This window comes from Nonomuraea sp. B1E8 (genome assembly GCF_039871515.1).
Taxonomy (GTDB): Bacteria; Actinomycetota; Actinomycetes; order Streptosporangiales; family Streptosporangiaceae; genus Nonomuraea.
In genome coordinates this window covers 1,606,958-1,629,580 of sequence record NZ_JBDPLS010000001.1, presented here as the reverse complement: position 1 = coordinate 1,629,580, position 22,623 = coordinate 1,606,958, and the positions used below count along the sequence as shown (strand labels likewise).

Below are 22,623 nucleotides of genomic sequence, written 5' to 3'. Positions count from 1 at the left end.
GCTGGACGTGATGCCCTTGGCCAGCATGTCCCAGCTGAAGTGCCCCTGGGCCAACAGGGTGCCCGCGGTCGTGATGCCGCCGGTCAGGGCGAACTGCGCGGCCTGTCCGTACAACGACGAACTGGCCGCCGCCAGCAGTTTCTCGGCCGTGGACATCTCGGCCCTGGTCAGCCCGGCCCGCAGGGCCGACGTGGACAGCCGGCTCAGCCCGCCGGAGAGCAACCCCATGAGCCCGCCCATGGCGCCCCCGCTCACCGCCGAGATCGCCAACTGCTGGACGTCGATGTCATCCCTGCGGCCCTGTGCGATCTGCAGGATCTGGACGCCCAGGTCCATGCCGAGCACGATCCCCGCGAACAGCGCCATGTTGCGCAGGCACTGCTTGGCGATCTGTGCGACCGTCATGCGTGCGAGCCGTACACGTGGCGGGATGAGCGCCAGACTCGCCCCACCGCTGGCCAGTGCCGCTCCCAGCAGATACGCCAGTTGTGCGATCAGCAGCCATACGGTGACTTCGATCATGTACTTGGCGTATTGGATCTGCACTCCGACGCCGTTGAGCGCGACAGCGGTGTTCACGAGCTTCTTGACCAGAGCGGCGACCTGACCGCCTGTCACCGCTTCGACGTGGGCGGCGAAGGCGAGGTGGGCTTCCCCGTCCCAGGCAGAACCGATCTTGGTTCTGCTCGCCGGCTGCTCGGCGTCCGTGCCCTCGACGAGCCGGTGTGCGGCGATCATGCAGGCGTCGGCCAGCCGGAAGCAGCCCGTCTCGTCCCCCTCCGGCCAGTCCATGCCGACCACCCAGCCGACGTACGGCTTGGCGAAATCGGGCACCGCGAACCCGTCGAAGCCCACGAACGGTCAGCCGCGTTCGCCGGGGGGCCGCTCGGCCGCCTCATAGGTGCGGGCGCTGACGTTCAGGCCCCAGGCGACGTGCTCGAGTTCGTCGATGTACGTCTTCAAGGCGTCGAAGATGCCGCGTTCGATCTCTGGCAGGCTTTTGGCGAGTTCGGCGCCGTACATGTCGTGGCCGAGCGTGTTCCTGTCCCGGTCGAAGGCGGCGCGGAGGTCGTCACGTGCTTCCTTCGCGTTGCGTTCGAGTTCGTCGTAGACCCTGGCCTCGCGGTGCAGCGCTGCCCACTCGGCGGAGTAGCCGCTCACGGGGACGGCTCCACGGGACCGGGGAAGAACGCGTCGAGTGTGGCGTGTTGCCCGAAGACCTCCTCGTGTGGCAAGTCGTCCGGGAGGAGGGGCTGCAGGAGCTGTTTGCTTAGCTCAGAGACCGCGGCGGTGGCCTTGTTGATCTGTTGCATGATCGTGTCGGCCAGCTGTGAGGGGGACAGGGTGCGATACACTCGGGGATTCAGCTCGATGCGGCGCACCTGGCCGTGCCGGCCAACGGTCACGCTCACCATCCCGTCGTCGGAAGACGTCGTGTGCTTCATGGTGGAAAGCTCGCCGTACGCTTCGCGGATTCGGGCTGTCTGCTGATTGATCTGACGCGCGAGCGCACTGATCTCCGCGTCGAACGCGTCCGCCACAAATACACCTCCTGTCTGTTCGACCCCAGATTTGCATAGCCTTCCTGCGGCTGCAATGAGTGATCTTCAACTTTCGCCTATTGTTAACGCTGCGGTCACAGCGCAAGCGCACGGCGAGGCCCTCTCTGTCAAGGCGAGACGGTGACCCCTCTGCTCGGGACGGGAAACGCCCCGGGTCAGGGCGCGGTCACGAGGGTGGTGGCCTGGCGATCGCGCCCGGTCCGGGGCGTGGATCCGGTGGTGGTGGTCACTCGGGCATGAGGACCTTGTCGATGACGTAGATGGTCGCGTTCTTCGTCTGCACGCCGCCGCAGACCAGCTTCGCGTCGTTGACCGTGAGGTTCTCGCCTGATCCCTTGATCTCGATCTCGCCGCCTTCCAGCGACGTCAGCGTGCCTTCCTCCTCGAGGTCGGCGGGCGTCTTCTTGCCCTCCACGACGTGGTAGGTCAGAACCCTGGTGAGCTCTTCGTTGTCGCCCATGAGCTGGTCGCGGGCATCCTGCGGGATGGCCTCGAACGCCTTGTTGTCGGGCGCGAAGATCGTGAGCTCTTCGGCCTGGTCGAGCCGGTCGGCCAGACCCGCCTCCTGCACGGCCGCGTCCAGCGTGGACAGGTCGGGCACCTCGGACAGCGCGGTCGCGGCCGTCTGGTCGGCGATGCCCGGCAGGCTGCTCTCGAGCGCGGAGCATCCGGGACCGATCGGGGCGCCTCCCGGCCCTGGCGACGTGCCGGGCGAGGTGCCTGGTGACGAATCCGGCGAGGGGACCGGCGTGGAGAGGGTCGGCGAGTACGCGGATGCGCCGGTCATACCGGCCGTGGAGGCGGTCAGCGCCAAGGCCGCCGCGAGAAGCATACGTTTCACTGTGTACCCCCGTGTTCTGTGGCGCCGCGCCGGGCGGGGCCCGGCACGGCGTCGAGGTGCCCGGGTTCGCGACCCGGGTCTCCACTACCAGTGTCGGAGGTCATTGAGCATGCCGGAGTTGCATTTACCCCAAAAGGCACAAAAGGCATAGAACGAAACTTTTGCGGTATAAGGGATTTAAACCTCATAAGTAGTTATTCGCCGCGGCCGTGTCCCGGTCGCGTCGGGCGGGCGGGCCGGCGACGTAGAGGCCCATGCCGGTGAAGTCGAACGTGATGGCGAAACGCTTGAGAAACTCGTGGCCGAAGGTCGCGATCGTGTCGAATCCGAGACGGTCGTCGAACAACGGCCCCACGACCCCCGGAATCCTGTGGCCCGTCGCGGCGCCGAGCGCCACCTGGTCCGCGACGATCGGATAGCACGGGGCGCCGCCGCTCCCCGTACGAGGGGCGTCGAACGTCAGGCCACAGCGGGTGGCGAACTTCTCCGAGGTGGTCACCCCGACGCCGGGCTCGCCCGTGGACAGGCAGACCAGGCGCGGGCCGTGGCCGTTGACGCTGCCCAGCGTGCACGGGAAACGCCCGCCCGCCAGCCACAGCGGCAGGATCTCCGCGTCGTGCCGCGCCGACTCCGCCTTGAATGCCCGCAACTGCGACCTGCGGCGCAGGACGAGAGCCTGGCGGACGTAGTCGATCGTGGTGAGGAAACGGGAGAAGACGCTCATCCCGATGGTGCCGGACGCGGGCAGGTCGACGTCGCGCCAGACGACGGGTACGTCGCGCACCTCGATCGATCCCAGCCGGAAGGATCTCACGACGCCGAGATGCGTCTCCGTGCCGTCCCGGGCACGGGTGGAGGCCACCGCGCGCAGGCGTGCCCGCTCGGCCGCCTCCATGGTGAGGAGCGGCTCCGCCACCGTGTCCAGCAGGAACCTCATCGGCGCCGACCCGTTGACCGACGCCTCCACGGTGGGCAGCGGGTCCAGCTGCTGGAAGACCAGCTTGGTGCTGCGCGGGCCGTACAGGCCGAACGGGGTGTCGCCGGCGGCGGCGTACTGCGCGGCGACCGCGTCCCTCCCGGCGGCCCTGAGCACCGGGACGGCCCGGGCAAGCTTGTACTGGCGTGCGTAGCAGTCCGCCAGCAGCTCCTTGAGCCGGTCGTCGCCGGGAGCCAGCTCCACGGCTCTGGCCAGATACTTCTCGGCGGTGATGAACGCGTTCGACAGCAGGGCGATGCGGCCGATCTGCGCGTTGGCGTGGGCATCACCCGGGTCGGTGCGCAGGATGTCCGCGTAGCCGCGGCGGGCCTGGGCGAAATGGCCGGCGCGGAACAGGGTGTCAAGCAAGGACGGCATGGTCAGACCAGGAGACCAGGCGGCGTGTTTCCAAGGCGTTTCCGGCGGCGAGGGCGCCCTTGGAGCGCCCTCGCGCGAGGCCTGGACCCGACAGGACGTTGCCCGCCGGGCCCCTGAACCACGCGATCGGCGGGCCCTCGGACCGCCCCTTCCGTCACATCGCCGCGCGGTGCGCCTCGCTGAGCTGGATGATCTGGACGTAGTTGCCGTCGGGGTCGATCGCGGTGGCGAACAGGCTGCCGTCGCGGTCCTCCAGCTCGGCCAGCCACGAAACTCCCAGACCTTCCATCCGGGCGACCACGGCGCGGGCATCGGCCACGTCGAAGTTCAGTATCACCCTGCCGGGCTCGGCATTCTTGTCGGCGATGTCCGCCCGCGTGTCGATCAGCAGATGGAAGCCGCCGTACTTCAGCACCCGGATCACGCCGACGTCGGTCTTCTCCTCCGGCTCCAGCGCCGCGGCGTACCAGTCGCGCAGCCTGTCGGGATCGGTGCTCGCGAGCAGCATGCTGTCGAGAACGGGTCGCCTCATGTCCAACTCCTCTGTCGTCGATGTGCCTTCCACCACGACAGACCGGCCCGCCGCACGAAACTCATCGCCGCCGCCGCGACGTTCTCCCCGCGCGGACCAAGAGAACGCAGCGCGCCCGGACGGCGGGCGCGCTGCGCGTGTCTCCTGGAAGGTCAGCCGGTGCGGAGCGTGAGCCCGTACACGCTGAGGATCTCATTGACCGGCTGGTGGTACGTCGTGCCGCCGAAGCGGCAGTTGCCCGAGCCGCCGGACGTCACGCCCTGGGCCTGGTTGCCGGAGATGAACGAGCCGCCGGAGTCGCCGGGCTCGGCGCAGGCGGACGTGCGGGTCAGGCCTCTCACGGTGCCCTGCGGGTAGGTGACGCTGGCGTTGTGCTGCTGGATGGTGCCGCAGCGCCAGCCGGTGGTGGAGCCGGAGCGGCAGATGGACGAGCCGACGGAGGCCTGCGAGGAGCCGCGGACGGTCACGGTCGAGCCGCCGGAGCCGCGTACCAGCGGCTGCGGGGTGTTGCCGGGCGCGGCGACCCAGGCGTAGTCGTTGCCCGGGAAGGACGAGCCCTGGAAAGTGCCGGTCGGGTTGGTGGTCCTGGACCCGGCCCGGCCGCAGTGCCCGGCGGTGACGAAGCCGGGGGTGCTGCCCCGCGTGACGGAGAAGCCGACACTGCAGCGGCTCGAACCGATGTAGTAGGCCGACCCGCCGATGATGTTGATGAACGGCTTCGGCTGCTCGGCCGTCGCCGACACGCTCAGAGCCTCCTTGTCGACGCCCGCGGCGTCGGCGAGGGCCTGCGCGGCCTCCACGGTGGACGCCTGGACGGAGACGTTGTTGGCGGTCACGTCCACATACCAGAGGGCGGCACCGGACCTGGCGGGCTCCGGAGCCTGGTCGATCTTCTGAACGATTCCCTCGAGCTCGGCCAGCGTGCGCTTGACGACGACGGGCTGCGCGCCCTGCTCCTCGATGGCGGCGGTCTCGGCGGCGTCGGTGGTGGCGACCATGAGCTTGGAGGCGTCGGCGTTGAGCCAGGCGCCGCCGAACGAGTCGGTGCCCAGCTTGCCGCTGAGCGAGGCCTCGGTGGCCGCGGCGCGCTGCTCGTTGGCCAGCCGGGTGATGACCTGCTCCTCGGAGAGGCCGAGGTCGCGTTCGAGTGCGTCGATCACGGGGGGAGGCGCGGAGGGGGGAGCTGACTGCGGTGCCGGCTCAGCGAACGCTGGGCTGAGGGGGGTGGCCAGGCAGGCGGCGAGGATGATGGATCCTGCCACCGCACCGCGTTTACTCAACATGAGCACTCCTCGGTTGGGGGTGCTGTCAAGTTAACGGAGGTTAACGCTTCTCGTCAGATGTCAAACAGGCCCTATTTCGGTGTTATATCCGCGGTTTCGGCCGTGGGCCCGAACTGTCAGCCCTCCGCCCATAAGGCCGTCCCCGGCGGCGAGCAGGACCGCCGCCGGGAACGGCCCCGGTCACCGGCGCGCCGGGGCGAGCGCCGTCGAGCGCGCCGTCAGCAGGGCGATGAACGCGTACGGCACCACCATGAGGGCGAACGTCAGGCCGTGCGACACGTACGACGACGTCGCCCCGTACGCGGCGTAGACGGCGAGCGTGACCACGTTCATGCCCAGGCCGGCGACCGACGTCACGGTGGCCCTGGCCGTGCCGGTGATCCGCTCCTGCATCCGCGCGTCCGCCACCACCCCGGCCAGCTGGAACGCCCCGAAGGCCAGGGCGATCAGCGCGAACCCGGCCGGGTGCCCGCTCACCGCCCCCGCCGCCATGGCCAGCGCGGCGAGGGCGATCGTCAGGGCGTACGCGCGGGGCGGCATGTGCCGGGCGCGTCCGGCCAGCAGGCCGCCCGCCGTGGCGCCGACCCAGGTCAGGAGGATGAGCATCGGGATGACGGCCTTGGTCACGCCCGCCTCGATCGCGAGGTAGGGGACGTACTCCTCCAGCGCCCCCCAGATCGCCGTCACGAAGGCGACCAGCAGCACCGCGCGCCGGACCCGGCGATCCGTGCGGACCTCCGTCAGGCCGGCCTTCAGAATCGCCAGGTACCCCTCCTCAGCGCCGTCGCCGCCGCGCGTGCGGTGCTCGGGCAGGGTGAGCGCCGTGGCCGCGCACAGGACGCAGGCCAGCACGCTGGCGACGCCCACGGCCGGATAACCGCCTGCCGCGAGAACGGGCGTGGCCAGGCCGATCGCCGTCGCGGTGGCGACGGTGCCCGCGGCGGTGGCCCGGCCCATGACGGCGGTGTAACGGTGCGCCTGGCCGCGGCGCTCCAGCTCCTCGTAGGAGAGGGCCTCGAACGCGCCGGAAACCAGCGCGCCCTCGGCGCCCCACAACACGAAGCCGAGCGCGAACGCCCAGTAGGAAGGGAAGACCAGCCACAGAGTGAAACCCAGCCCGGCCAGCAGCGGCCCGAGGAACAGGGTGACGCGCCTGGACAGCCGGTCGGCCCAGGCGCCGGACGGGATCTCGAGCACCAGGCCCGTCACCGACCAGATGACGAACAGGGACGACGTCTCGGCCACGGACAACCCGGTGTCGATGAACAGCAGCGTGTAGACCGGGTAGATCAGCAGGAATTCGCCGAGGAACGCGTAAACGTAGAGTGACGCGACAAGCATGAGGCCTTCCAGGGGGACGAGTAGGGACTCCGAGTGCTTGTCGCCTCGGAGGCCCGCGCGCCCCGCGCCGGCCCCTGGTTATGGATCAATGTCGCCTGGTCATACCGGACAGTTTAGCGAGCCCTCCGTCACCGTCCACCCCTTTACGACCCCAGCCCGCGCCACGTCGAGCGGACGGGCCCCGCCGGTGGAGTGCGTCGCGTCAGCCGCGGTCGTCGTCGTCGAACGACTGCAGGACCCGTTCGAACGCGTCGCCGACGGGCCGCAGCACCTCCGTGAACGCGTTGACCAGCGGGCCGAAGATCTCGGTCACCTCGGTCATGAGGTCGGGACTCTTGCTCTCGGGAGGCGCCCAGCGCATGGCGTCGGCGCTCAGCGTCTCCCACTCGTCGACTACGCCGTCGATCGCGTCGAGCACATGGTCAGGATCGCTTGGCATGGCCGTTCCCCTGGAAGTCACCCGGTGGAATCGCTCCGTGGCGAAGGAGCCGTCACCACCAAGGTACTTCAGGCCGGGATGGACACGCTCGCGCAGCCTGGCGGCGGCGGGGGACACGCGGGCGGGGTGTGGCGCGCAACTGTCGCACCGAGGCCGTACCGTTCTCCGGGTACCCGAACCGAGGAGATTGCCGATGCACGACACCGAAGAGGCGCTGTTCAGGGCTGTCCACGGCATCGCGGGCAGGCTCGCAGGCCAGCCCGTGCCCGTGGTGATGGACGCGCTGCTGCGCGGCCTGCCCAAGGCCCCCGGCCTCGAGGTGACGGAGATCCGCAGGATCGCCGAGGAGATCAGCGTGGGCCGCGACCCGTCGGGCTTGTGAACACCTGATCGCGGGGGGAGCATCGAGACGTGGGCGAGCCGACCGTGCCGATGGGCGCACATCCCGGACCGCGGCGGATGCCCCGGTCGCCCGCGTCCCCGCCGGGCGCGGGTAGCATTCCCCCCATCTCAACCAGCTTTGTGCTGGAACACGTGTTAGGAGTACGCGGGTGACGCTGGTCGCAGGGGTCGATTCCTCCACGCAGAGTTGCAAGGTCGTCATTCGCGACGCCGATACGGGCGCGCTGGTCCGGCAGGGCCGGGCCTCGCACCCCGACGGCACCGAGGTCCACCCGTCACACTGGTGGGCCGCGCTGCTGCAGGCCATCGAGGAGGCCGGCGGGCTCGACGACGTGGCCGCCGTCAGCGTGGCCGGCCAGCAGCACGGCATGGTCTGCCTCGACGCCTCGGGCGACGTCGTCCGCGACGCCCTCCTGTGGAACGACACCCGCTCCGCCCAGGCCGCCGCCGACCTGGTCACCGAGCTGGGCGGCCCTCAGGCATGGGCCGACGCGGTGGGCTCGGTGCCCGTGGCGTCGTTCACCGTGGCCAAACTGCGCTGGCTGGCCGAGCACGAGCCCGCCAGCGTCCAGCGCACGGCTGCGGTGTGCCTGCCGCACGACTGGCTCACCTGGCGCCTGGCCGGCGCTCTCGCCTCCGGCCCCTTCGACGCTCGGGCCTGGCTCGAGGCCCCCACGCCGGCCCTCGACCAGCTCGCCACCGACCGCGGTGACGCCTCCGGCACCGGCTACTGGTCCCCCGCGACCGGCGCCTACCGCACCGACCTGCTGAAGACCGCCCTCGGCGCCGTCCCCCACCTGCCCAAGGTGCTCGGGCCGCAGGAGGCGGCGCCGGGTTCCGCGCGCGTGCTGATCGCACCGGGCACCGGCGACAACATGGCGGCGGCGCTCGGCGTCGGCGCCCGGCCCGGCGACGTCGTGGTGTCGCTCGGCACGTCCGGCACCGTGTTCGCGGTCGCCGAGACGCCCAGCGCCGACCCCACCGGCGCGGTCGCCGGGTTCGCCGACGCGACGGGGCGCTTCCTGCCGCTGGTGTGCACGCTCAACGCCGCCCGCGTCATGGACGCCGCCGCCCGCGTCGCCGGCGTCTCGCTCGACGAGCTGAGCGACCTCGCCCTCCAGGCGCCGCCGGGGGCCGAAGGGCTCACGCTGGTCCCCTACCTCGAAGGCGAGCGCACCCCCAACCGGCCCACCGCGACGGGGTCGATCCACGGGCTGAGCCTGTCCACCGCCACCCCCACCCACCTGGCCAGGGCCGCCGTCGAAGGCATGCTGTGCGGGCTGGCCGACGCGCACGACGCGCTCGGCCTGCGGCCGGAACGCGTGCTGCTGATCGGGGGCGCGGCCCGCTCGGAGGCGGTCCGCCGCATCGCCCCCACGATCTTCGGCGTGCCGATCGCGGTGCCGCCACCCGCCGAATACGTCGCTGACGGCGCCGCCCACCAGGCCGCCACCCTGGTCACCACCCCCGACTGGCGCTCGGAGGACACCCAGACGTACGAAGGACAGGCGGTCCAGGAGATCCGCCACCGCTACGCCCGCGCCACCGCCCACATCCTCGACTGATCTCTGATCGCCTTCCTTCACGGCTCCGCACTGGCGGGTGCCACGGACGGAGATGGGGTCTCAGGGGTGGATCAGGGTCGGGTCGGGGGTGGGGCCTGATGTGGGGGAGCGGTCGCCAGGGGCAGGCTAGGGCCTATGACCGCAGCAAAGAGGCTCTACCCCCTGATCGCCTGCGCCTCGATCCTGTTCTCGGTGGTCGCCGTGGTGGTCGGCCAGTTCGGTTCGGCCCCCTACCTCGACCCCATGAACGTGACCGTGAGCGAGTTCGCCGTGTCCGACCGCGGGGGCGTGACGGAGATGGCGATGGCGGTTCTCGGGGTCGGGTCTCTGGTGTTGCTGGCGGGGCTGCGGTCCGCGGGGGCGCCCGTGCGGGGGATGCCCGGGCGGTTGCTGATGGTGTGGTCGGGAGCGCTGATCGTGGCGGCGATCATCCCGACCACACCCATCGGCCAGGATCCGGACCTCGCGGCGCAGATCCACAGGTACGCGTCGGTCGCGGCGTTCGTGAGCCTGCCGGCCGCGGGCGCGCTGCTGGTGCCCCGGCTGACCGCGCACGCCGCGTGGAAGCCGGTCGCGCGGGCCGTGGAGTGGGTGGCGCTGGCGGGCGGGTTCGGGCTGCTGGCGATCACCTACGTGGCGCTGCCGGGCGAGCGGGTGATGATCGGGTTGGTGGAGCGCCTGCTGCTGGCCGCGGAGGTGTCGTTGCTGGCGGTGCTCGCGGGGTGGCTGGCGTGGCTGGCCTGGCGCCCGGCCGCCGCAAAGGCCGTCAATTTCCCGACATATCACAGATTTATCGCTAGTCGACCTTAAAACCATCTGTTTCGGTGCTATTCTCTCCCGCGATCTTCTATCCGGGAGCAGGTGTCATGGCATCGGGCAGATCCATCAGATTCAAGATCTCGACGCTGCTCGTCATCCCCTTGGTCTCCCTGATCGCGCTCTGGGGCTTCGCCGCGGGCACAACGTCGGGAGAGGCGCTCAACCTGCTCAAGGTCGAGACCATCTGGACCGGTGTCATCAACAGGGCCGACGCACTGGTGTCCAGCCTGCAGGCCGAGCGGCTGGCCTCCGCCGAGCGGCTCGCGGGCGCGGTGCCGGATCCCCAGGCGCTGGAGCAGGCGCGGGAGAAGGTCGACGTGGCCAGGAAAGAGCTGCGCGACGGCGCGATGGCGCAGGACACCCAGGACGTCCTCACCCCGGACATGCGGACCCAGCTCCAGACCGTGCTCGCGGAGGCCGACCGGCTCCCCGACATCAGGAAGAAGGTCGACGACCGTGAATTCGTCGCCGGCAAGCTCGTAACGGAGTACTCGAAGGTCTCCGACGAGATCCACCTGCTGTACTCCAGGCTGGTGGTCAGCACCGACCTGGAACTGTCCCTCCAGGGGCAGGGCCTGATCACCGCCGACCAGGCGCGCGAGCTGCTGAGCCGTGAGCACGCGCTGATCGTGGCCACGAACGGCCGCGCCACCATGCACGAGACGCACATGCTGGCCGGGATCGACGGGGCCAGGACGTACCTGTATCCCCAGGCCCTGGCCAACCTCGACACCGAGCTGCGGGCGCCGTTCGAGAAGCTGTACTACTCGCCCCGCTACGTCACGATGGAGAACCTCCTGGAGGGCTACATCGGCGGCCAGCGGGTGGACATGCAGCTCTGGCGGGGCATCGCCGACCAGGTGCAGGCCGAATATCGGGAGGCCGTCGGCGACACCGGCGACAAGCTGCTCGCCAGGATGAAGCCCGCGGGCGTGACCATCCTGGTGCAGGCCGGCGTCGCCGGCGCGCTCGGCCTGATCGCGGTCGTGTTCTCCGTCTTCATCTCGATCAGGGTCGGCCGCCGCATCACCCGCGAGCTGGCCGCGCTGCGCCGCACGGCGCTCGACCTGGCGGAGATCAGGCTGCCCGAGGTCGTGTCGAAGCTGAGCAAGGGCGAGAGCGTCGACATCGCGACCGAGGCCCCGCCGATCAAGGTGAGCGAGAACTCGACCAGCGAGGTCAGCGACCTCGCGGCGGCGTTCGACAGCGTCCAGACCACGGCCGTGGACGCCGCCGTCGAGCAGGCCAAGCTGCGCGACGGCGTGTCGGAGGCGCTGCGCAACCTGGCCAGGCGCAGCCAGTCGTTGCTCCAGCGCCAACTCCGGCTGCTGGACGAGATGCAGCGCCAGACGGAGGAGCCCGAGGCCCTGGAACGGCTGTTCAGGCTCGACCACCTCACCACCCGCATGCGCCGCCACGCCGAGGGCCTCGTGCTGCTGTCCGGCGGCTCGGCGGGCCGCAGGTGGCGCGGCGTCATCCCGATGGAGGACGTGCTGAGCGGCGCGGCCGCCCAGGTCGAGGAGTACACCCGCGTCCGCGTCTACCCGATGTCCGAGTGCGGCGTCTCCGGCACCGCGGTGGCCGACCTCATGCACCTGTTCGCCGAGCTGATCGAGAACGGCACCTCGTTCTCCTCCCCCGGCAACGAGGTCTCCGTGCGCGGCGAGATGGTCGGCAAGGGCTTCGCGGTCGAGATCGAGGACCGCGGCCTCGGCATGGACGAGCACACCCGCAGGGCCATCAACGAACGCCTGGCCAGCGCGCCCGAGTTCGACCCCGCGCAGACCGAGCGGCTCGGGTTCGCGGTGGTCGCGATGCTCGCCGCCAGGCACGGCGTCAAGGTCACGGTCAAACCCTCACCGTACGGCGGCACCACCGCCATCGTGCTCGTGCCCGGCTCGCTGGTCGAGCCCATCCCCACGCCCGTGCAGCAGATGGACTTCGAGCCCGTCTCCGTGTCGGTCGTCAGGGAGGAGCCGACCGGGCCGGGAGAGTTGCCGCGCCGGATCCGTACCAGCAGAAGGGCTGTCGGGAGCGGCCCCACTGCGGTGCCACAGCAGGGTCAGGGGAACGGTCGCGCGGCGGTGCCGCAGCAACCCCAGGGGAACGGCCGTACGGCGATGCCGCAGCAACTCCAGGGCGGCGGCCCGACGGCGTTGCCACAGCGGCAGGATCCCGAGGCGGCCGAGCCGCCGCGGCGCGAGCGGGAGACGGGCCTGCCCCAGCGGGAACGGGAGACGGGGTTGCCGCGGCGCGAGCGGGAGACGGGCCTGCCGCGGCGCGAGCGGGAGACGGGCCTGCCCCAGCGCGAGCGGGAGACGGGGTTGCCGCGGCGCGAGCGGCAGGCGAATCTGCCGCAGCGGCTCAAGGAGGCGCCGCCCGCCGAGCAGCCGGTCGCGGAGCGCTCACCTGAGGAGGCCAGGGCGCTGCTCTCCTCGCTCCAGTCCGGCTGGCAGCGCGGGCGGCAGGACAGCGAGCGGGATGGGGGATCTGAATCGTGAGCCGCGAGCACGAGTGGGTCGACGAGGAGGCGGGGCCGGTCGTCCGGCCGTACGCGGTCACCCGAGGGCGCACCAAGCCCACGTCGTCGTCGGCGCTCGACCTGCTGGCGACCGTCATCTCGACGGGCCTGCCCGCGCCCGCCAAGGCGGAGCTCGGCTCCCAGCACCGCCGGCTGCTGACCTGCGTGGCGGGGCAGTCGAAGCCCGTCGCCGAGGTCGCCTCCACCCTCGGCCTGCCGGTCGCCGTGGTGCGGGTGCTGCTGGGAGACCTGCTCGACCACGGCCTGGTGACCGTACGCCCGCCGCGCGACAAGGCCGCCGCCCCCTCGGAGTCGTTGCTCCGAGAGGTGATCAACGGCCTGCGTGCCCTTTGACGCGCTCCCCGGCGTGAACTGAAGGCCGGAGCACTACCGACAAATTCGGTAGCGGGGCCCGCGCGTCAGTTCGCGGAGGCGAGGGTCCGCAAGGAGTGCTCGACCAGGGTGATCATGACCTCCTTGGCGGAGGTGCGCCGCCGCACGTCGCAGAGCATCACCGGTACGTCGTCATCGAGGTCGAGCGCGATGCGCACGTCGTCGACGCTGTGCCGGGCGGCGCCGTCGAAGCAGTTGACGGCCACCACGAACGGCGTGCCGCGCTGCTCGAAGTAGTCGACGGACGGGAAGCAGTCGGTCAGCCGCCGGGTGTCGGCGATCACGACCGCGCCCAGCGCGCCGTGGGACAGCTCGTCCCACATGAACCAGAACCGCTCCTGGCCCGGCGTTCCGAACAGGTACACCACGAGCCCGTCGCGGATCGTGATGCGGCCGAAGTCCATCGCGACGGTGGTGGTGGACTTGGCCTCCACCCCGTCGAGGTCGTCGACGCCGATCCCGCGGTCGGAGAGCACCTCCTCCGTGCGCAGCGGCTTGATCTCGCTGATCGACCCGACCAGTGTGGTCTTGCCGACGCCGAACCCCCCTGCGACAAGAATCTTGAGCGCGACGGGGTCCTCAGAGAGCACGGAGTCCATTGATCACTTCCTTGAGAATGCGCTCGTTCGAGCGCGCCCCTCCAGCCGAGGGCGACGTCACCGAGATGAGGCCGTTGTCACGCAGGTCGCCGAGCATGACCCGGACGACGCCGACGGGCAGGTCGATCTCGACGGCCAGGTCCGCCACCGAGATCGGGTTTCGCGCTGCCCGCAGGATCAGTTGCTGTTCTGGGCCGAGCTCGTCAGGCGGGTCGCCGATGACGCGCACGGTGGCCACGAGGTCGAACGTGTCTCCGGAGGAGTGCGTGCGACCGCGGATGAGAGCGTAGGGCCGGACGATCGGCCCCGCCTCCTCATCGAACCACTGCGGGCTATCGCTCATGACGCTCCAGCGCGTGGGTTGGTGCTGATGTGCTGCCCCACCCGCTTGACCAGCATCGCCATCTCGTAGGCGATGTGGCCGACGTCCACGCTGGCATCGGCGATGACGGCCAGGCAGGTGCCCTGTCCGGCCGCGGTGACGAACATGAACGCGCTTTCCATCTCCACGATGGTCTGGCGCACGTCGCCGCCGCCGAAATGCCGCCCGGTGCCGCGGGCCAGGCTCTGGAACCCGGCCGCCACCGCTGACAGGTGCTCGGCGTCGTCACGGGTCAGCGCGCTGGAATAACCCACCGCCAGGCCGTCCGTCGACAGGATGACCGCCTGGCGGACCGCGGCGACCCTCGTCGCGAGGTCGTCCAGCAGCCAGTTCAGTTCACCGGTGTTGGTGGCCGGCACACTCATGCATCCCCCTTACTCATGGGCCCCTCCTCAGAGGCTTCTTCTCGGGCGCGTTGCGTTCCCCGCTGGAACGCGGAGAACAGGTCGCGTACCTCTTCGGGAGAGCGTTCGGCCTGCGGCTCCGGCTCAGGCGGTTGTTGCTTGAGCTGCGGCGCCGGCTTGGCCTGACGCACTCGCCTGGGCAGCCCGGCGTGGGTGCCCGAGGTCACGACCGCGAGCGCCTTCTTCCTCGTACGGCTCGGCAGGGCGGCCTTGCCGTCGCCGCCGCCCGCTTCCAGTGTCGCCTGGTCGGTCACCATTGTCCGTGGCACGAGCACGATGGCCGTCGTGCCGCCGAAGGGCGAGCGTCGCAGGAGCACCTGGATCCCGTGCCGTTCGGCCAGCCTGGCCACCACGAACAGGCCGAGCCTGTCGCTGTCGGCCAGGTCGAACTCGGGCGGCGCGGCCAGCAGCGCGTTGAACTGGGCGTATTCGCCGGCCGACAGCCCGAGGCCTTTGTCCTCCACCTCGATGGCGTATCCGTTGCTCACCATGTCGCCGCGCACCTGGACCGTGGTGTCGGGCGGCGAGTAGATGGTGGCGTTCTCGACCAGCTCGGCCACCAGATGGGTGATGTCGGCCGCTGCGGTGCCGTCGACCGCGCTGACCGGCATCGCCTCCACGGCGACCCTGGTGTAGTCCTCGACCTCCGCGACCGCGGCCCTGACGATGTCGATCACGGGAACCGGCCTGCGCCAGGCCCGTCCGGGCTCGGCGCCCGACAACACCATCAGGCTCTCCGCGTGGCGGCGCATGCGGGTGGTCAGGTGGTCGAGCCGGAAGAGCTCCTCCAACCGGTCGGGGTCGTGCGTGCGGCGCTGCATGCCGTCGAGGAGCGCGAGCTGGCGGTGCAGCAGGCCCTGCTTGCGGCGGGCGAGGTTGAGGAAGACCTGGCCGACGCCGCGCCGCAGCGACGCCTGGCCGACCGCGGCGTTGACGGCGGTGCGCTGCACGGAGCCGAAGGCCCTGGCCACGTCGGTGATCTCAGCGGAACCGCTCACCTTGATCGCCTTCGTCTCCTTCCGTACGTCGACGTCCTCGCCCCTGCGCAGCCGCGCCACGATCTCGGGCAGCCGGGTCTGCGACAGCTCGACCGCGGCGGAACGCAGCCCGCCCAGCTCGCCGGCCAGGCGGCGACCGAAGCGTACAGAGATGATGATTGACGCGAGCACCGCGATCAAACCGACGCCGCCCGCGACGGCGATCTTGACGATGGTGGAGGTGGCGGCCTCGGCCGCGCGCGTGGCCACGGTCGCGGACGACTCGGCGCCGATCTCGTCGAGCTGGGCGGTGAGCCGGTCGACGACCTCGTGCCAGCGGTCCTCCTCGGCGGGCAGTTCGCCGGATCCGGCGACGCGCGCCTCCAGGGTGGTGAAGGAGAGGAACGGGTCGGTGGCGAAGACCAGCTTGTACGGCTCGCGCAGCCGCACGTCGAGCCCGGCGAGCCCGCGCGCGTGCAGGAACTTCCTGGAGGCGACGTACTCGGTGAAGGCCGCCGCCTCGGCCTCGCTGAGCCGTTCGGCGCCGCGCGTCCCGACGATGAGGGCGTGCTCCCTGGCGATGTACTCCCGGGCCATGCCCATGGCCTGCATCGCGCTGGCCTGCTGGTAGATGGCCAGGTCGGAGACGGTGACCAGGTGGTCGTAGACCAGGAAGAGCCGGTCGAGCACGTGGTTGTAGGCGTTGAGCGTGGTGAGGCGGTTGCCGCGGCTCTCGTCGACGCCTGCTCTGATCTGGCCGAGCCGGTCGAGGGCGACGTTGAGGTTGCCGATCGGGCGGCGCAGGTCGCCGTCGACGGCGTCGCCGGCTTCGTCGACGGCCCGGCGGAAGTCGTCGACGGCCTTGTCGGTGCGGGAGCGCTGGCCGCCGAGCACCTCGGAGAGCTCACGCGCGGTGAGCGGTTCCATCGAGCGCACGCGTTCGGCCTGCAGCTGTAATCCCAGGTCGGTGGAGGTCACACCGATCGTCTGGTAGAGCGTGTCGGCCCGGAGTAGTGACTGGGTGTCGCCCATGGTGAGGTTGAGGACGAAACCCCACAGCGCGCTCAGAGACAGGAGGGGTAGCAGCAGCAATAAGAAGATCTTGAACCGAATTGACCGGTTTCGCGAGCCCATGTCCCAACCTCGAGTCGGGGGCATTTCCACACCTTGTGTAAATACACCTCCGGAAGATCGCACAGGAGACTAGCACCGTTTATGGTCCCCGCGCAGTGGGGGGAAGACGTTCATTACCGGGATTATTGGGAGGATCGGGGCAGCCATGGCGTCATGGCGCGAGTTCGCCGACGGCGCGCAGCGCGGCGGACACGGCCGCGTCGGCGCGGCCGACGGGCGCGGAGTCGGAGCCCGCGATCGCGATCCTGCCGAACCTCCTGCGCGCGACGTCCGCGGGGAAGGGCCCGTCGGGATAGTACGGGTGCCAGGGCCGGCAGTACTCGGGCGTGTTCGCGTGCCCCCACCGGTCGACGGTGATCGCCTCGATGTCCGCCGCGGGATCGAAGCCGGCGGGGCCGAGCAGCCGGGCGAGCTGGCCGCGGATGGTGTGTTCGAGCCGCCCGTACGGCGTCCTGACCAGTTCCCGCCTGCCCGCCGCCGCGCCCGCGCCGGGCCCCAGCTCGGAGCGGCAGGGCGCGGCCAGGAGGTGCACGGTGGCGGGCGGTTCGAGCTCGCAGAAGCACCAGTACGCGCCCGTCCAGCGCACCCGCTGGACGCCGAGCCGCCGCCACGCCCGCGCGTCGCGCACCTGTACCGTGGCGTGCAGCAGCGGCACCCTGATGGCCGAGCGCAGCGCCCGCCGCTGGTCCTCGGGGAGTTCGGGCACCAGGTACGGGACGACCGCGCTCCAGCAGGCCAGGATCACCGCCCCGGCCTCGACGGTCATGACCTGGTGGCCGTCGAAGTAGCCCACGGTCGCGGCGTGGGCGCCGTCGCGCGCGAACACCACCGGGCTGGACAACCGCAGCCGCGCCCGGCCGTCGGGCGGCGGCGGGGCGACGTGGTCACCTCGCGCGCCGGCCTGCCATTCCTGCCGCACGCTGGGCGAGTTGAGCCGGGAGGGTTTGTCCCGGTCGAGCCCGAGGCCGGCGAACCCCGGATAGCCTGAGCCCCAGGCGTCGATCGCGCCGAAGGCCCGGGTGTCGTAGGCCCATTCGCGGCACGGCATGGTCCGGCAGAACCGCTCGACGTCGGGATGGACGCCGCACACCTGCAGCAGGAACTCGGAGTACGTGAGCGCGGCCAGCCGCTCCTGCTTCTCCTCCGCCGACAGCCTGGGGAACCAGTCGGGCGGGTCCTCGTGGAGCATGCGCAGGTCGCGCCTGGCCCGCTCGGCGACCGGCGCCTCGTCGGCCCATCCGGGTGAGGCGAGCCTGACGAGCGTGTCCGCGCCGAAGGTCTCCGCGTCGCACATCACGCCGTCGGGCCGTTCCCGCCCGGCTCCCTGGCGGGTCCTGCGGCGCAGCGCGTCGCGCCGGGGCTGCCCTGCGGCCTCGTCGTGGTTGTCGAGGACGAGGACGGAGGCGCCGGGATCGCGCCGCAGCCATTCGGCGGCGGCGCTCATCCCGCTGCGCCCGCCGCCGGCCACCACGAGGTCGTAGCGCTCGCCTGTCGCCTCCGGCGCGCCCGCGTGGGCCCAGAACCGCCCGTCCCGCAGCGCGTGCGGCACGCTGAGCGCCTCACTGGTGTCTCCCCGCACCGTGAAGCTACCCGGCCCGTACGCGGCGTTCTGAGGCGTCTCAGCTTGCCCAGGGGCGCCATGCGCCACTCGCGCCGCCACCGGGCTCCCCAGAGCGCTCACGGCTATGCCGTCGAAGAAGTCCCGGCGGGAAATGATCTGTTTCATCCCGAGGTCGCGTGGAGTCAGGCCCATGGCGCGATCATCAGCAGCCGGGTGAAAAGCGGCGTCATGCCGCGCAGTGGTTCGAGAAACATTTTGCGCGACCTATTACGGCGAATGCCTGATCGGGTCACCCGTCCGGCATGTCAGGCCGGGGAGTCAAGTGACCGGCACGCACCCCTTCGACGCATCCTGGCGGGCTCCGTCCGGGAGTGGTGAGTGCCTGACCAGCACGATCGTGGCGCTCTTCGCAGGCTCGCGGAACCGGAAAAAGCCGCGAAACCATTGAATTCCGCGAATAGCGACGTTGCCCGGCTGCGTACTCTCCGCTTCCTCTAGCGTTTTCGACAATGCCGCGCGAGTGAATTGGAGCGTATATGCTTAAGGCCATTTCTGGCATATGTCTGGGCATGCTGGCCCTTGCCGGATGTTCCTCCGGGGAGGAGCCGCAGGCGCCCGCCGCCTCGGCGTCCGCGTCCTCGCCGTCCGCCGCCTCGGCCAAGCTCCGCGCCGCCCTGCTGCCGGTGCCCGACGGCATGCACGTCGCCTACGGTCCCGAACTGGGCGCGTTCGGCAAGCTCAAGTCCACGCAGCAGGGCATCGCCGCGCTGCGCCAGGCCAAACTGCAGCGGCCGGAGTGCGCGGGCGCGGCCCAGCTCGACATCGAGCAGCCCGACATCGCGGGGGCGCCCGCCGCGGTGATCGCGTTCGCCGCCGAGCGCGGCTCGATCACGCAGGCGGTGGTGTCGCTGCCGTCGGAGTCCTTCCCCAAGCCGCTGCCGCGCCAGTGCGCCTCCTACACGGCCGACGTCGGCGGCACGCAGGTGACGTACACGACCAGGACGCTGAAGATGCCGCCCAAGGGCGACGAGTCGCGGGCCTACCTCACCTCGGCCGCCGGCGGCGAGAAGAACGCGCAGATCGGCTCCGTCATGATCAGGCGGGGCACCGTGGTCATGAGCATGCTCGTGGTCGGCCAGAAGGTGAAGGCGCAGGGCCTGTACGAACTGGCCCGTCTCGCCGACAAGAACCTCGAACAGGTCGCCTGACGGGTCAGATGAGCACGTGGTCGTCAGGGCGGCCGACGAAGGCGAACTGCGCGTTGCGGGTCAGCTTGATGTGGTCGGCCTGCCACGTGTGCATCGAGGCGTCGGCGCTGCGCCAGTAGACGAAGTTGAAGCGGTCCGCCGAGTAGATCTTGACGGCGTCCTCCTTCAGCCGCCGTACCAGCTGGGTGTCCTCGCCGCGGGTGATGTCCGCGAAGCCGTACGAACGGAACATGTCTGCCTTGCCGAGGAACGTGCCGCCCTGGACGAGGAACGAGTAGCGGTGCTCCAGGCCGGGCAGGCGCAGCATGGTCGTGTTCATGCCCTCGAAGTAGGCGTAGTGCGCGCCCTTGCCGACCAGCTCGGCGTCGGAGTAGTCGAACGCCCTGACCAGGTCCGACAGATAGTGCTCGCCGTAGAGGTTGTCGTCGTCCATCTTGGCGATCAGGTCGCCCTCGGCGGCGGCGATTCCCAGGTTCATGCAGGCGCCGAGCGAGAGCGAGGCGTCCGCGGGCAGGACGACGACGTCGGTGATGCCCGCCATGCGGGCCTTGTCGGCGACCACGACCGGGTCGATGTCCAGGCCGTGCAGCACCATGACGAGCTGGAGCGGCCGGTGGATCTGGCGGGCGACCGACGAGATCGCGTGCTCGATCTGGGAGGCGCGGTTGGTGGGCAGCACGACCGAGATCGAGCGCGACCGGGTCTGCGTCCGCTGCCCGAGGAGCTGCAGGATCTGGTCGACGCGGTGGGAGAACAGGTGCTTGTCGAAGACCTCGCGCATCGCCAGGTGGCCCGTCCTGGCCCGCAGCTCGGGGCTGTTGATCAGGTGCAGCACCTGGTTGTACGACTCGACCGGCTCGCGCGCGATGGGGACGAGCTCGCCGAAGGTCTCCTCGATCGCCCGTGACCACCCCGACACGACGGGGGTCGCGCAGGCCGACAGCTCGAAGACGCGGCGGGCGCACATGGTCGGCGAGTCCAGCACCGAGTTGACGTTGAGGAAGACCTTGTACATCCGGTACGCGGCCAGCATCCGGTCGTAGGGCAGCTCGCCCACGATGTGCGGCCGGTACTTCTCCGGCCAGGCGTACTTCTCGTCCACCTCGCCGTTGCGGGCGAAGATGTGCAGGCCGAGCTCCCTGATCGGGTCGAGCACGGTCTCCATCTGCTCGCGGCGCTCGGGGTGTTTGTCGCGGAAGTACATCCCGGCGAACACCACGTCGTGCAGGCGGCCCTGGCGCTGCTGGATGGGGTTGTGCACGCGGGGCTGGGCGGCGAACTGCAGCACGTCCACCCGGTCATGTCCGAGAACTTCGCGATATTTCGGCAACATGTCACCGTCGCAGGTGAACACGTAGTCGAACAGCTTGGCCGTGTCGATGAAGAAGTCGAAGTTCGGCGGGTCCTCCTTGTTCCAGAAGACCGTGGGGATGCCCTCCTGTTTGCACCAGGCCACCAGGTCGCGCAGCGGCTCCTTGGGAGCGTTGGTGCCGGTCATCTGGTAGCGCCAGCGGCCCTGGTTGCCGTGCCAGGCCGACTCGCAGAACAGCAGGTCGGGCCGCTTGTCCGCGAAGATCTCCGGCCAGTCCTTGAGCCCGAACTCGATCTGGTCCCACTCGTAGCGGAAGGCCATCCTGGAGAAGTCGTCGAGGATCACCGCGACCTTCAGGTCGGGCCTGTTGACCGGGCCCGCCGGCCACTTCACCGCCGGCACGTCGACCAGCGGCGGCCGGTTGTTCGCCGCCTCGATGGCCTCGGTGACGGGTGTGGGCGGCTTGGGAGCCTTCTGCTTCGACCTGACCGCCTCGACGATCTTCCCGGGGCTCTTCGAGCCCAGCGCCTCGCCCAGCTTGAACGTGCGCTTGGCCTGCGTCGCCTCCAGCTTCCAGCCGGCGTACGCGGCCTTGGCCTCGGCGATCTCCAGCCGCCGCCGCAACTCTCTCAGCTCCGCCTCGTACCGCTCGACGACCTTGCGGTCCTCGGGCAGCCAGTTGACGGGGCCGAGTCGCTGGTACACGAACCCGGAGGGTTCGTGTTGAGAAGATCCGTGCGAAGCACCGAGATTTTCGGAGGGAACGCGAGGGGCCTGCCCCCCGCGGGGATTTTCGGCCATGGTGGACGCCTAACGCTCAGCGGAGGTACATCATGCTACGGCGGAAATAGCCACTATTCGGGGCGTTTGCCCTGAGAGGCAGGGGCCAGGTTGTCCCCCTTGAGCCAGGCGGAGATCACCTTGGCGATCCGCGGGCCGGCCTGGCCGTCCCACAACACCGGCAGCTCGCCCGCCGGCGTCGAGGCGCCGTCGGCCAGTGACTTCTCCGCCGCCGCCGGCAGCAGCGCGGGCGTGACCAGCCGGTTCGTGCCGTGCGTGATCGTGATCGGCCGCTCGGTGTTGGGCCGCACGGTCAGGCAGGGCACGCCCAGCACGGTCGTCTCCTCCTGCACGCCCCCGGAGTCGGTGACCACCAGCGCCGCCCCGCGGACGAGTGAGAGGAAGTCCACATAACCCAGCGGGTCCACCACCTTGACCGACGGGCCGTCGACCAGGCCCGCCTCGGCCAGCCGGGCCTTGCCCCTCGGATGCACGGGCACCACGAGCGGGATCTGCCGCGACACGTCCAGAACCGCGTCGACCAGCTCCTTGGCGGCCTCGGCCGTGTCCACGTTCGCCGGCCTGTGCAGGGTCGCCACGGCGTAGCGGCCGGGCAGGCCGAGCCGCTCCGCCACGGGCGCCGGGTCCAGCGAGGGCAGGGCCGCGTACAGGCTGTCGATCATGGGGTTGCCCACCAGGTGCACCTTGGACGCGGGCACGCCCTCGGACGCCAGGTAGGACAGCGCCTCGGGCGAGGTGGCGAACAGCACGTCGGCCAGCGCGTCGGTGACGACCCGGTTGACCTCCTCCGGCATGCCGCGGTCGAACGAGCGCAGCCCCGCCTCCACGTGCGCGGTCTTCACGCCCAGCTTGGCGCAGACGAGGATCGCGGCCAGCGTCGAGTTGACGTCGCCGTACACCACGACCAGGTCGGGCTCCTGCTCCTGCACGACCTCCTCCAGGCCGACGAGTAGCGCCGCGGTCTGCCTGGCGTGGCTGCCCGAGCCGACGCCCAGGTTCGCCACCGGCTCGGGCAGGCCGAGATCGGCGAAGAACACGTCCGACATCAGCGCGTCATAGTGCTGACCGGTGTGGATGATGCCCTGCCGCACGCCGAGTTCACCGAGTGCCCGGACCACCGGGGCCGCTTTCACGAAATTGGGACGAGCACCCAATACGTGCAGGACCAGGGGGTTCTCCCTCATTGACCTCGC

General features: G+C 70.4%; 22 protein-coding genes. 7 read left to right on the top strand and 15 right to left on the bottom strand.

Annotated features, from left to right (window positions below):
• Positions 1–25 precede the first annotated feature (25 nt).
• Positions 26–607: a hypothetical protein gene (locus tag ABGA98_RS07835; protein ID WP_347617472.1), complete on the top strand. Its 582-nt coding sequence runs from the start codon at positions 26–28 to the stop codon at positions 605–607.
• Between the two features lie 254 nt (positions 608–861).
• On the opposite strand, the gene ABGA98_RS07830 is transcribed toward ABGA98_RS07835, so the two are convergent.
• The 8 genes from ABGA98_RS07830 to ABGA98_RS07795 all read right to left on the bottom strand — a co-directional run bounded on the left by ABGA98_RS07830 (position 862) and on the right by ABGA98_RS07795 (position 7,352).
• On the bottom strand, positions 862–1,161 hold the full coding sequence (locus ABGA98_RS07830; RefSeq protein WP_347617471.1) for a hypothetical protein: 300 nt from the start codon (positions 1,159–1,161) through the stop codon (positions 862–864).
• Complete coding sequence (locus tag ABGA98_RS07825) at positions 1,158–1,541, bottom strand: YbaB/EbfC family nucleoid-associated protein (RefSeq protein WP_347617470.1); 384 nt, start codon at positions 1,539–1,541, stop codon at positions 1,158–1,160. The genes ABGA98_RS07830 and ABGA98_RS07825 overlap by 4 nt, the downstream gene beginning before the upstream one ends.
• A 247-nt stretch (positions 1,542–1,788) precedes the next feature.
• Positions 1,789–2,394, bottom strand: coding sequence for a fasciclin domain-containing protein (locus ABGA98_RS07820; RefSeq protein WP_347617469.1), 606 nt, complete (start codon positions 2,392–2,394; stop codon positions 1,789–1,791).
• A gap of 193 nt (positions 2,395–2,587) precedes the next feature.
• Positions 2,588–3,748 carry an aspartyl protease family protein gene (locus tag ABGA98_RS07815; protein ID WP_347617468.1) on the bottom strand — a complete coding sequence of 387 codons (1,161 nt, stop codon included), beginning with the start codon at positions 3,746–3,748 and terminating at the stop codon, positions 2,588–2,590.
• Positions 3,749–3,911: 163 nt separating this feature from the next.
• The gene (locus ABGA98_RS07810) at positions 3,912–4,289 is read right to left on the bottom strand and encodes a VOC family protein (protein ID WP_347617467.1); all 378 of its coding nucleotides are present in this window, start codon (positions 4,287–4,289) and stop codon (positions 3,912–3,914) included.
• Between the two features lie 152 nt (positions 4,290–4,441).
• On the bottom strand, positions 4,442–5,449 hold the full coding sequence (locus ABGA98_RS07805; RefSeq protein WP_347617466.1) for a S1 family peptidase: 1,008 nt from the start codon (positions 5,447–5,449) through the stop codon (positions 4,442–4,444).
• Positions 5,450–5,752: 303 nt separating this feature from the next.
• Positions 5,753–6,913 (bottom strand): MFS transporter, encoded by a 1,161-nt coding sequence (locus tag ABGA98_RS07800; protein ID WP_347617465.1) that lies wholly within the window; start codon positions 6,911–6,913, stop codon positions 5,753–5,755.
• Between the two features lie 202 nt (positions 6,914–7,115).
• On the bottom strand, positions 7,116–7,352 hold the full coding sequence (locus tag ABGA98_RS07795) for a hypothetical protein (protein WP_347617464.1): 237 nt from the start codon (positions 7,350–7,352) through the stop codon (positions 7,116–7,118).
• A 193-nt stretch (positions 7,353–7,545) separates the two neighbouring features.
• On the opposite strand from ABGA98_RS07795, the gene ABGA98_RS07790 reads away from it, so the two are divergent.
• From ABGA98_RS07790 to ABGA98_RS07770, 5 genes are all read left to right on the top strand, one after another.
• The gene (locus tag ABGA98_RS07790) at positions 7,546–7,734 is read left to right on the top strand and encodes a hypothetical protein (RefSeq protein ID WP_132590911.1); all 189 of its coding nucleotides are present in this window, start codon (positions 7,546–7,548) and stop codon (positions 7,732–7,734) included.
• Between the two features lie 169 nt (positions 7,735–7,903).
• On the top strand, positions 7,904–9,319 hold the full coding sequence (locus ABGA98_RS07785) for an FGGY family carbohydrate kinase (RefSeq protein WP_347617463.1): 1,416 nt from the start codon (positions 7,904–7,906) through the stop codon (positions 9,317–9,319).
• A 135-nt stretch (positions 9,320–9,454) separates the two neighbouring features.
• Complete coding sequence (locus ABGA98_RS07780; protein ID WP_347617462.1) at positions 9,455–10,129, top strand: DUF998 domain-containing protein; 675 nt, start codon at positions 9,455–9,457, stop codon at positions 10,127–10,129.
• Positions 10,130–10,185: 56 nt separating this feature from the next.
• The gene (locus ABGA98_RS07775) at positions 10,186–12,639 is read left to right on the top strand and encodes a nitrate- and nitrite sensing domain-containing protein (RefSeq protein ID WP_347617461.1); all 2,454 of its coding nucleotides are present in this window, start codon (positions 10,186–10,188) and stop codon (positions 12,637–12,639) included.
• Positions 12,636–13,013 carry a DUF742 domain-containing protein gene (locus ABGA98_RS07770; RefSeq protein ID WP_347617460.1) on the top strand — a complete coding sequence of 126 codons (378 nt, stop codon included), beginning with the start codon at positions 12,636–12,638 and terminating at the stop codon, positions 13,011–13,013. The genes ABGA98_RS07775 and ABGA98_RS07770 overlap by 4 nt, the downstream gene beginning before the upstream one ends.
• 65 nt (positions 13,014–13,078) lie before the next feature.
• On the opposite strand, the gene ABGA98_RS07765 is transcribed toward ABGA98_RS07770, so the two are convergent.
• The 5 genes from ABGA98_RS07765 to ABGA98_RS07745 form a co-directional block, all read right to left on the bottom strand.
• A complete protein-coding gene (locus ABGA98_RS07765) occupies positions 13,079–13,651 on the bottom strand; it encodes an ATP/GTP-binding protein (RefSeq protein WP_347617459.1) in 573 nt (190 codons plus the stop codon).
• A complete protein-coding gene (locus ABGA98_RS07760; protein ID WP_347617458.1) occupies positions 13,632–13,994 on the bottom strand; it encodes a DUF742 domain-containing protein in 363 nt (120 codons plus the stop codon). The genes ABGA98_RS07765 and ABGA98_RS07760 overlap by 20 nt, the downstream gene beginning before the upstream one ends.
• On the bottom strand, positions 13,991–14,398 hold the full coding sequence (locus ABGA98_RS07755; RefSeq protein ID WP_347617457.1) for a roadblock/LC7 domain-containing protein: 408 nt from the start codon (positions 14,396–14,398) through the stop codon (positions 13,991–13,993). Before ABGA98_RS07755 ends, ABGA98_RS07760 begins: the two co-directional genes overlap by 4 nt.
• Complete coding sequence (locus ABGA98_RS07750) at positions 14,395–16,506, bottom strand: nitrate- and nitrite sensing domain-containing protein (protein ID WP_347617456.1); 2,112 nt, start codon at positions 16,504–16,506, stop codon at positions 14,395–14,397. Before ABGA98_RS07750 ends, ABGA98_RS07755 begins: the two co-directional genes overlap by 4 nt.
• A 193-nt stretch (positions 16,507–16,699) precedes the next feature.
• The gene (locus tag ABGA98_RS07745; protein WP_347617455.1) at positions 16,700–18,301 is read right to left on the bottom strand and encodes a hypothetical protein; all 1,602 of its coding nucleotides are present in this window, start codon (positions 18,299–18,301) and stop codon (positions 16,700–16,702) included.
• 377 nt (positions 18,302–18,678) lie between these two features.
• On the opposite strand from ABGA98_RS07745, the gene ABGA98_RS07740 reads away from it, so the two are divergent.
• On the top strand, positions 18,679–19,317 hold the full coding sequence (locus tag ABGA98_RS07740) for a hypothetical protein (protein WP_347617454.1): 639 nt from the start codon (positions 18,679–18,681) through the stop codon (positions 19,315–19,317).
• 4 nt (positions 19,318–19,321) lie between these two features.
• Here ABGA98_RS07740 and ABGA98_RS07735 read toward each other — a convergent pair whose 3' ends face one another.
• Entirely contained in the window at positions 19,322–21,334 is a 2,013-nt protein-coding gene (locus ABGA98_RS07735) for a glycosyltransferase (RefSeq protein WP_347617453.1), read from the bottom strand.
• Between the two features lie 149 nt (positions 21,335–21,483).
• Positions 21,484–22,614: a UDP-N-acetylglucosamine 2-epimerase (non-hydrolyzing) gene (gene wecB / locus ABGA98_RS07730; protein WP_347617452.1), complete on the bottom strand. Its 1,131-nt coding sequence runs from the start codon at positions 22,612–22,614 to the stop codon at positions 21,484–21,486.
• Between the last annotated feature and the right edge of the window lie 9 nt (positions 22,615–22,623).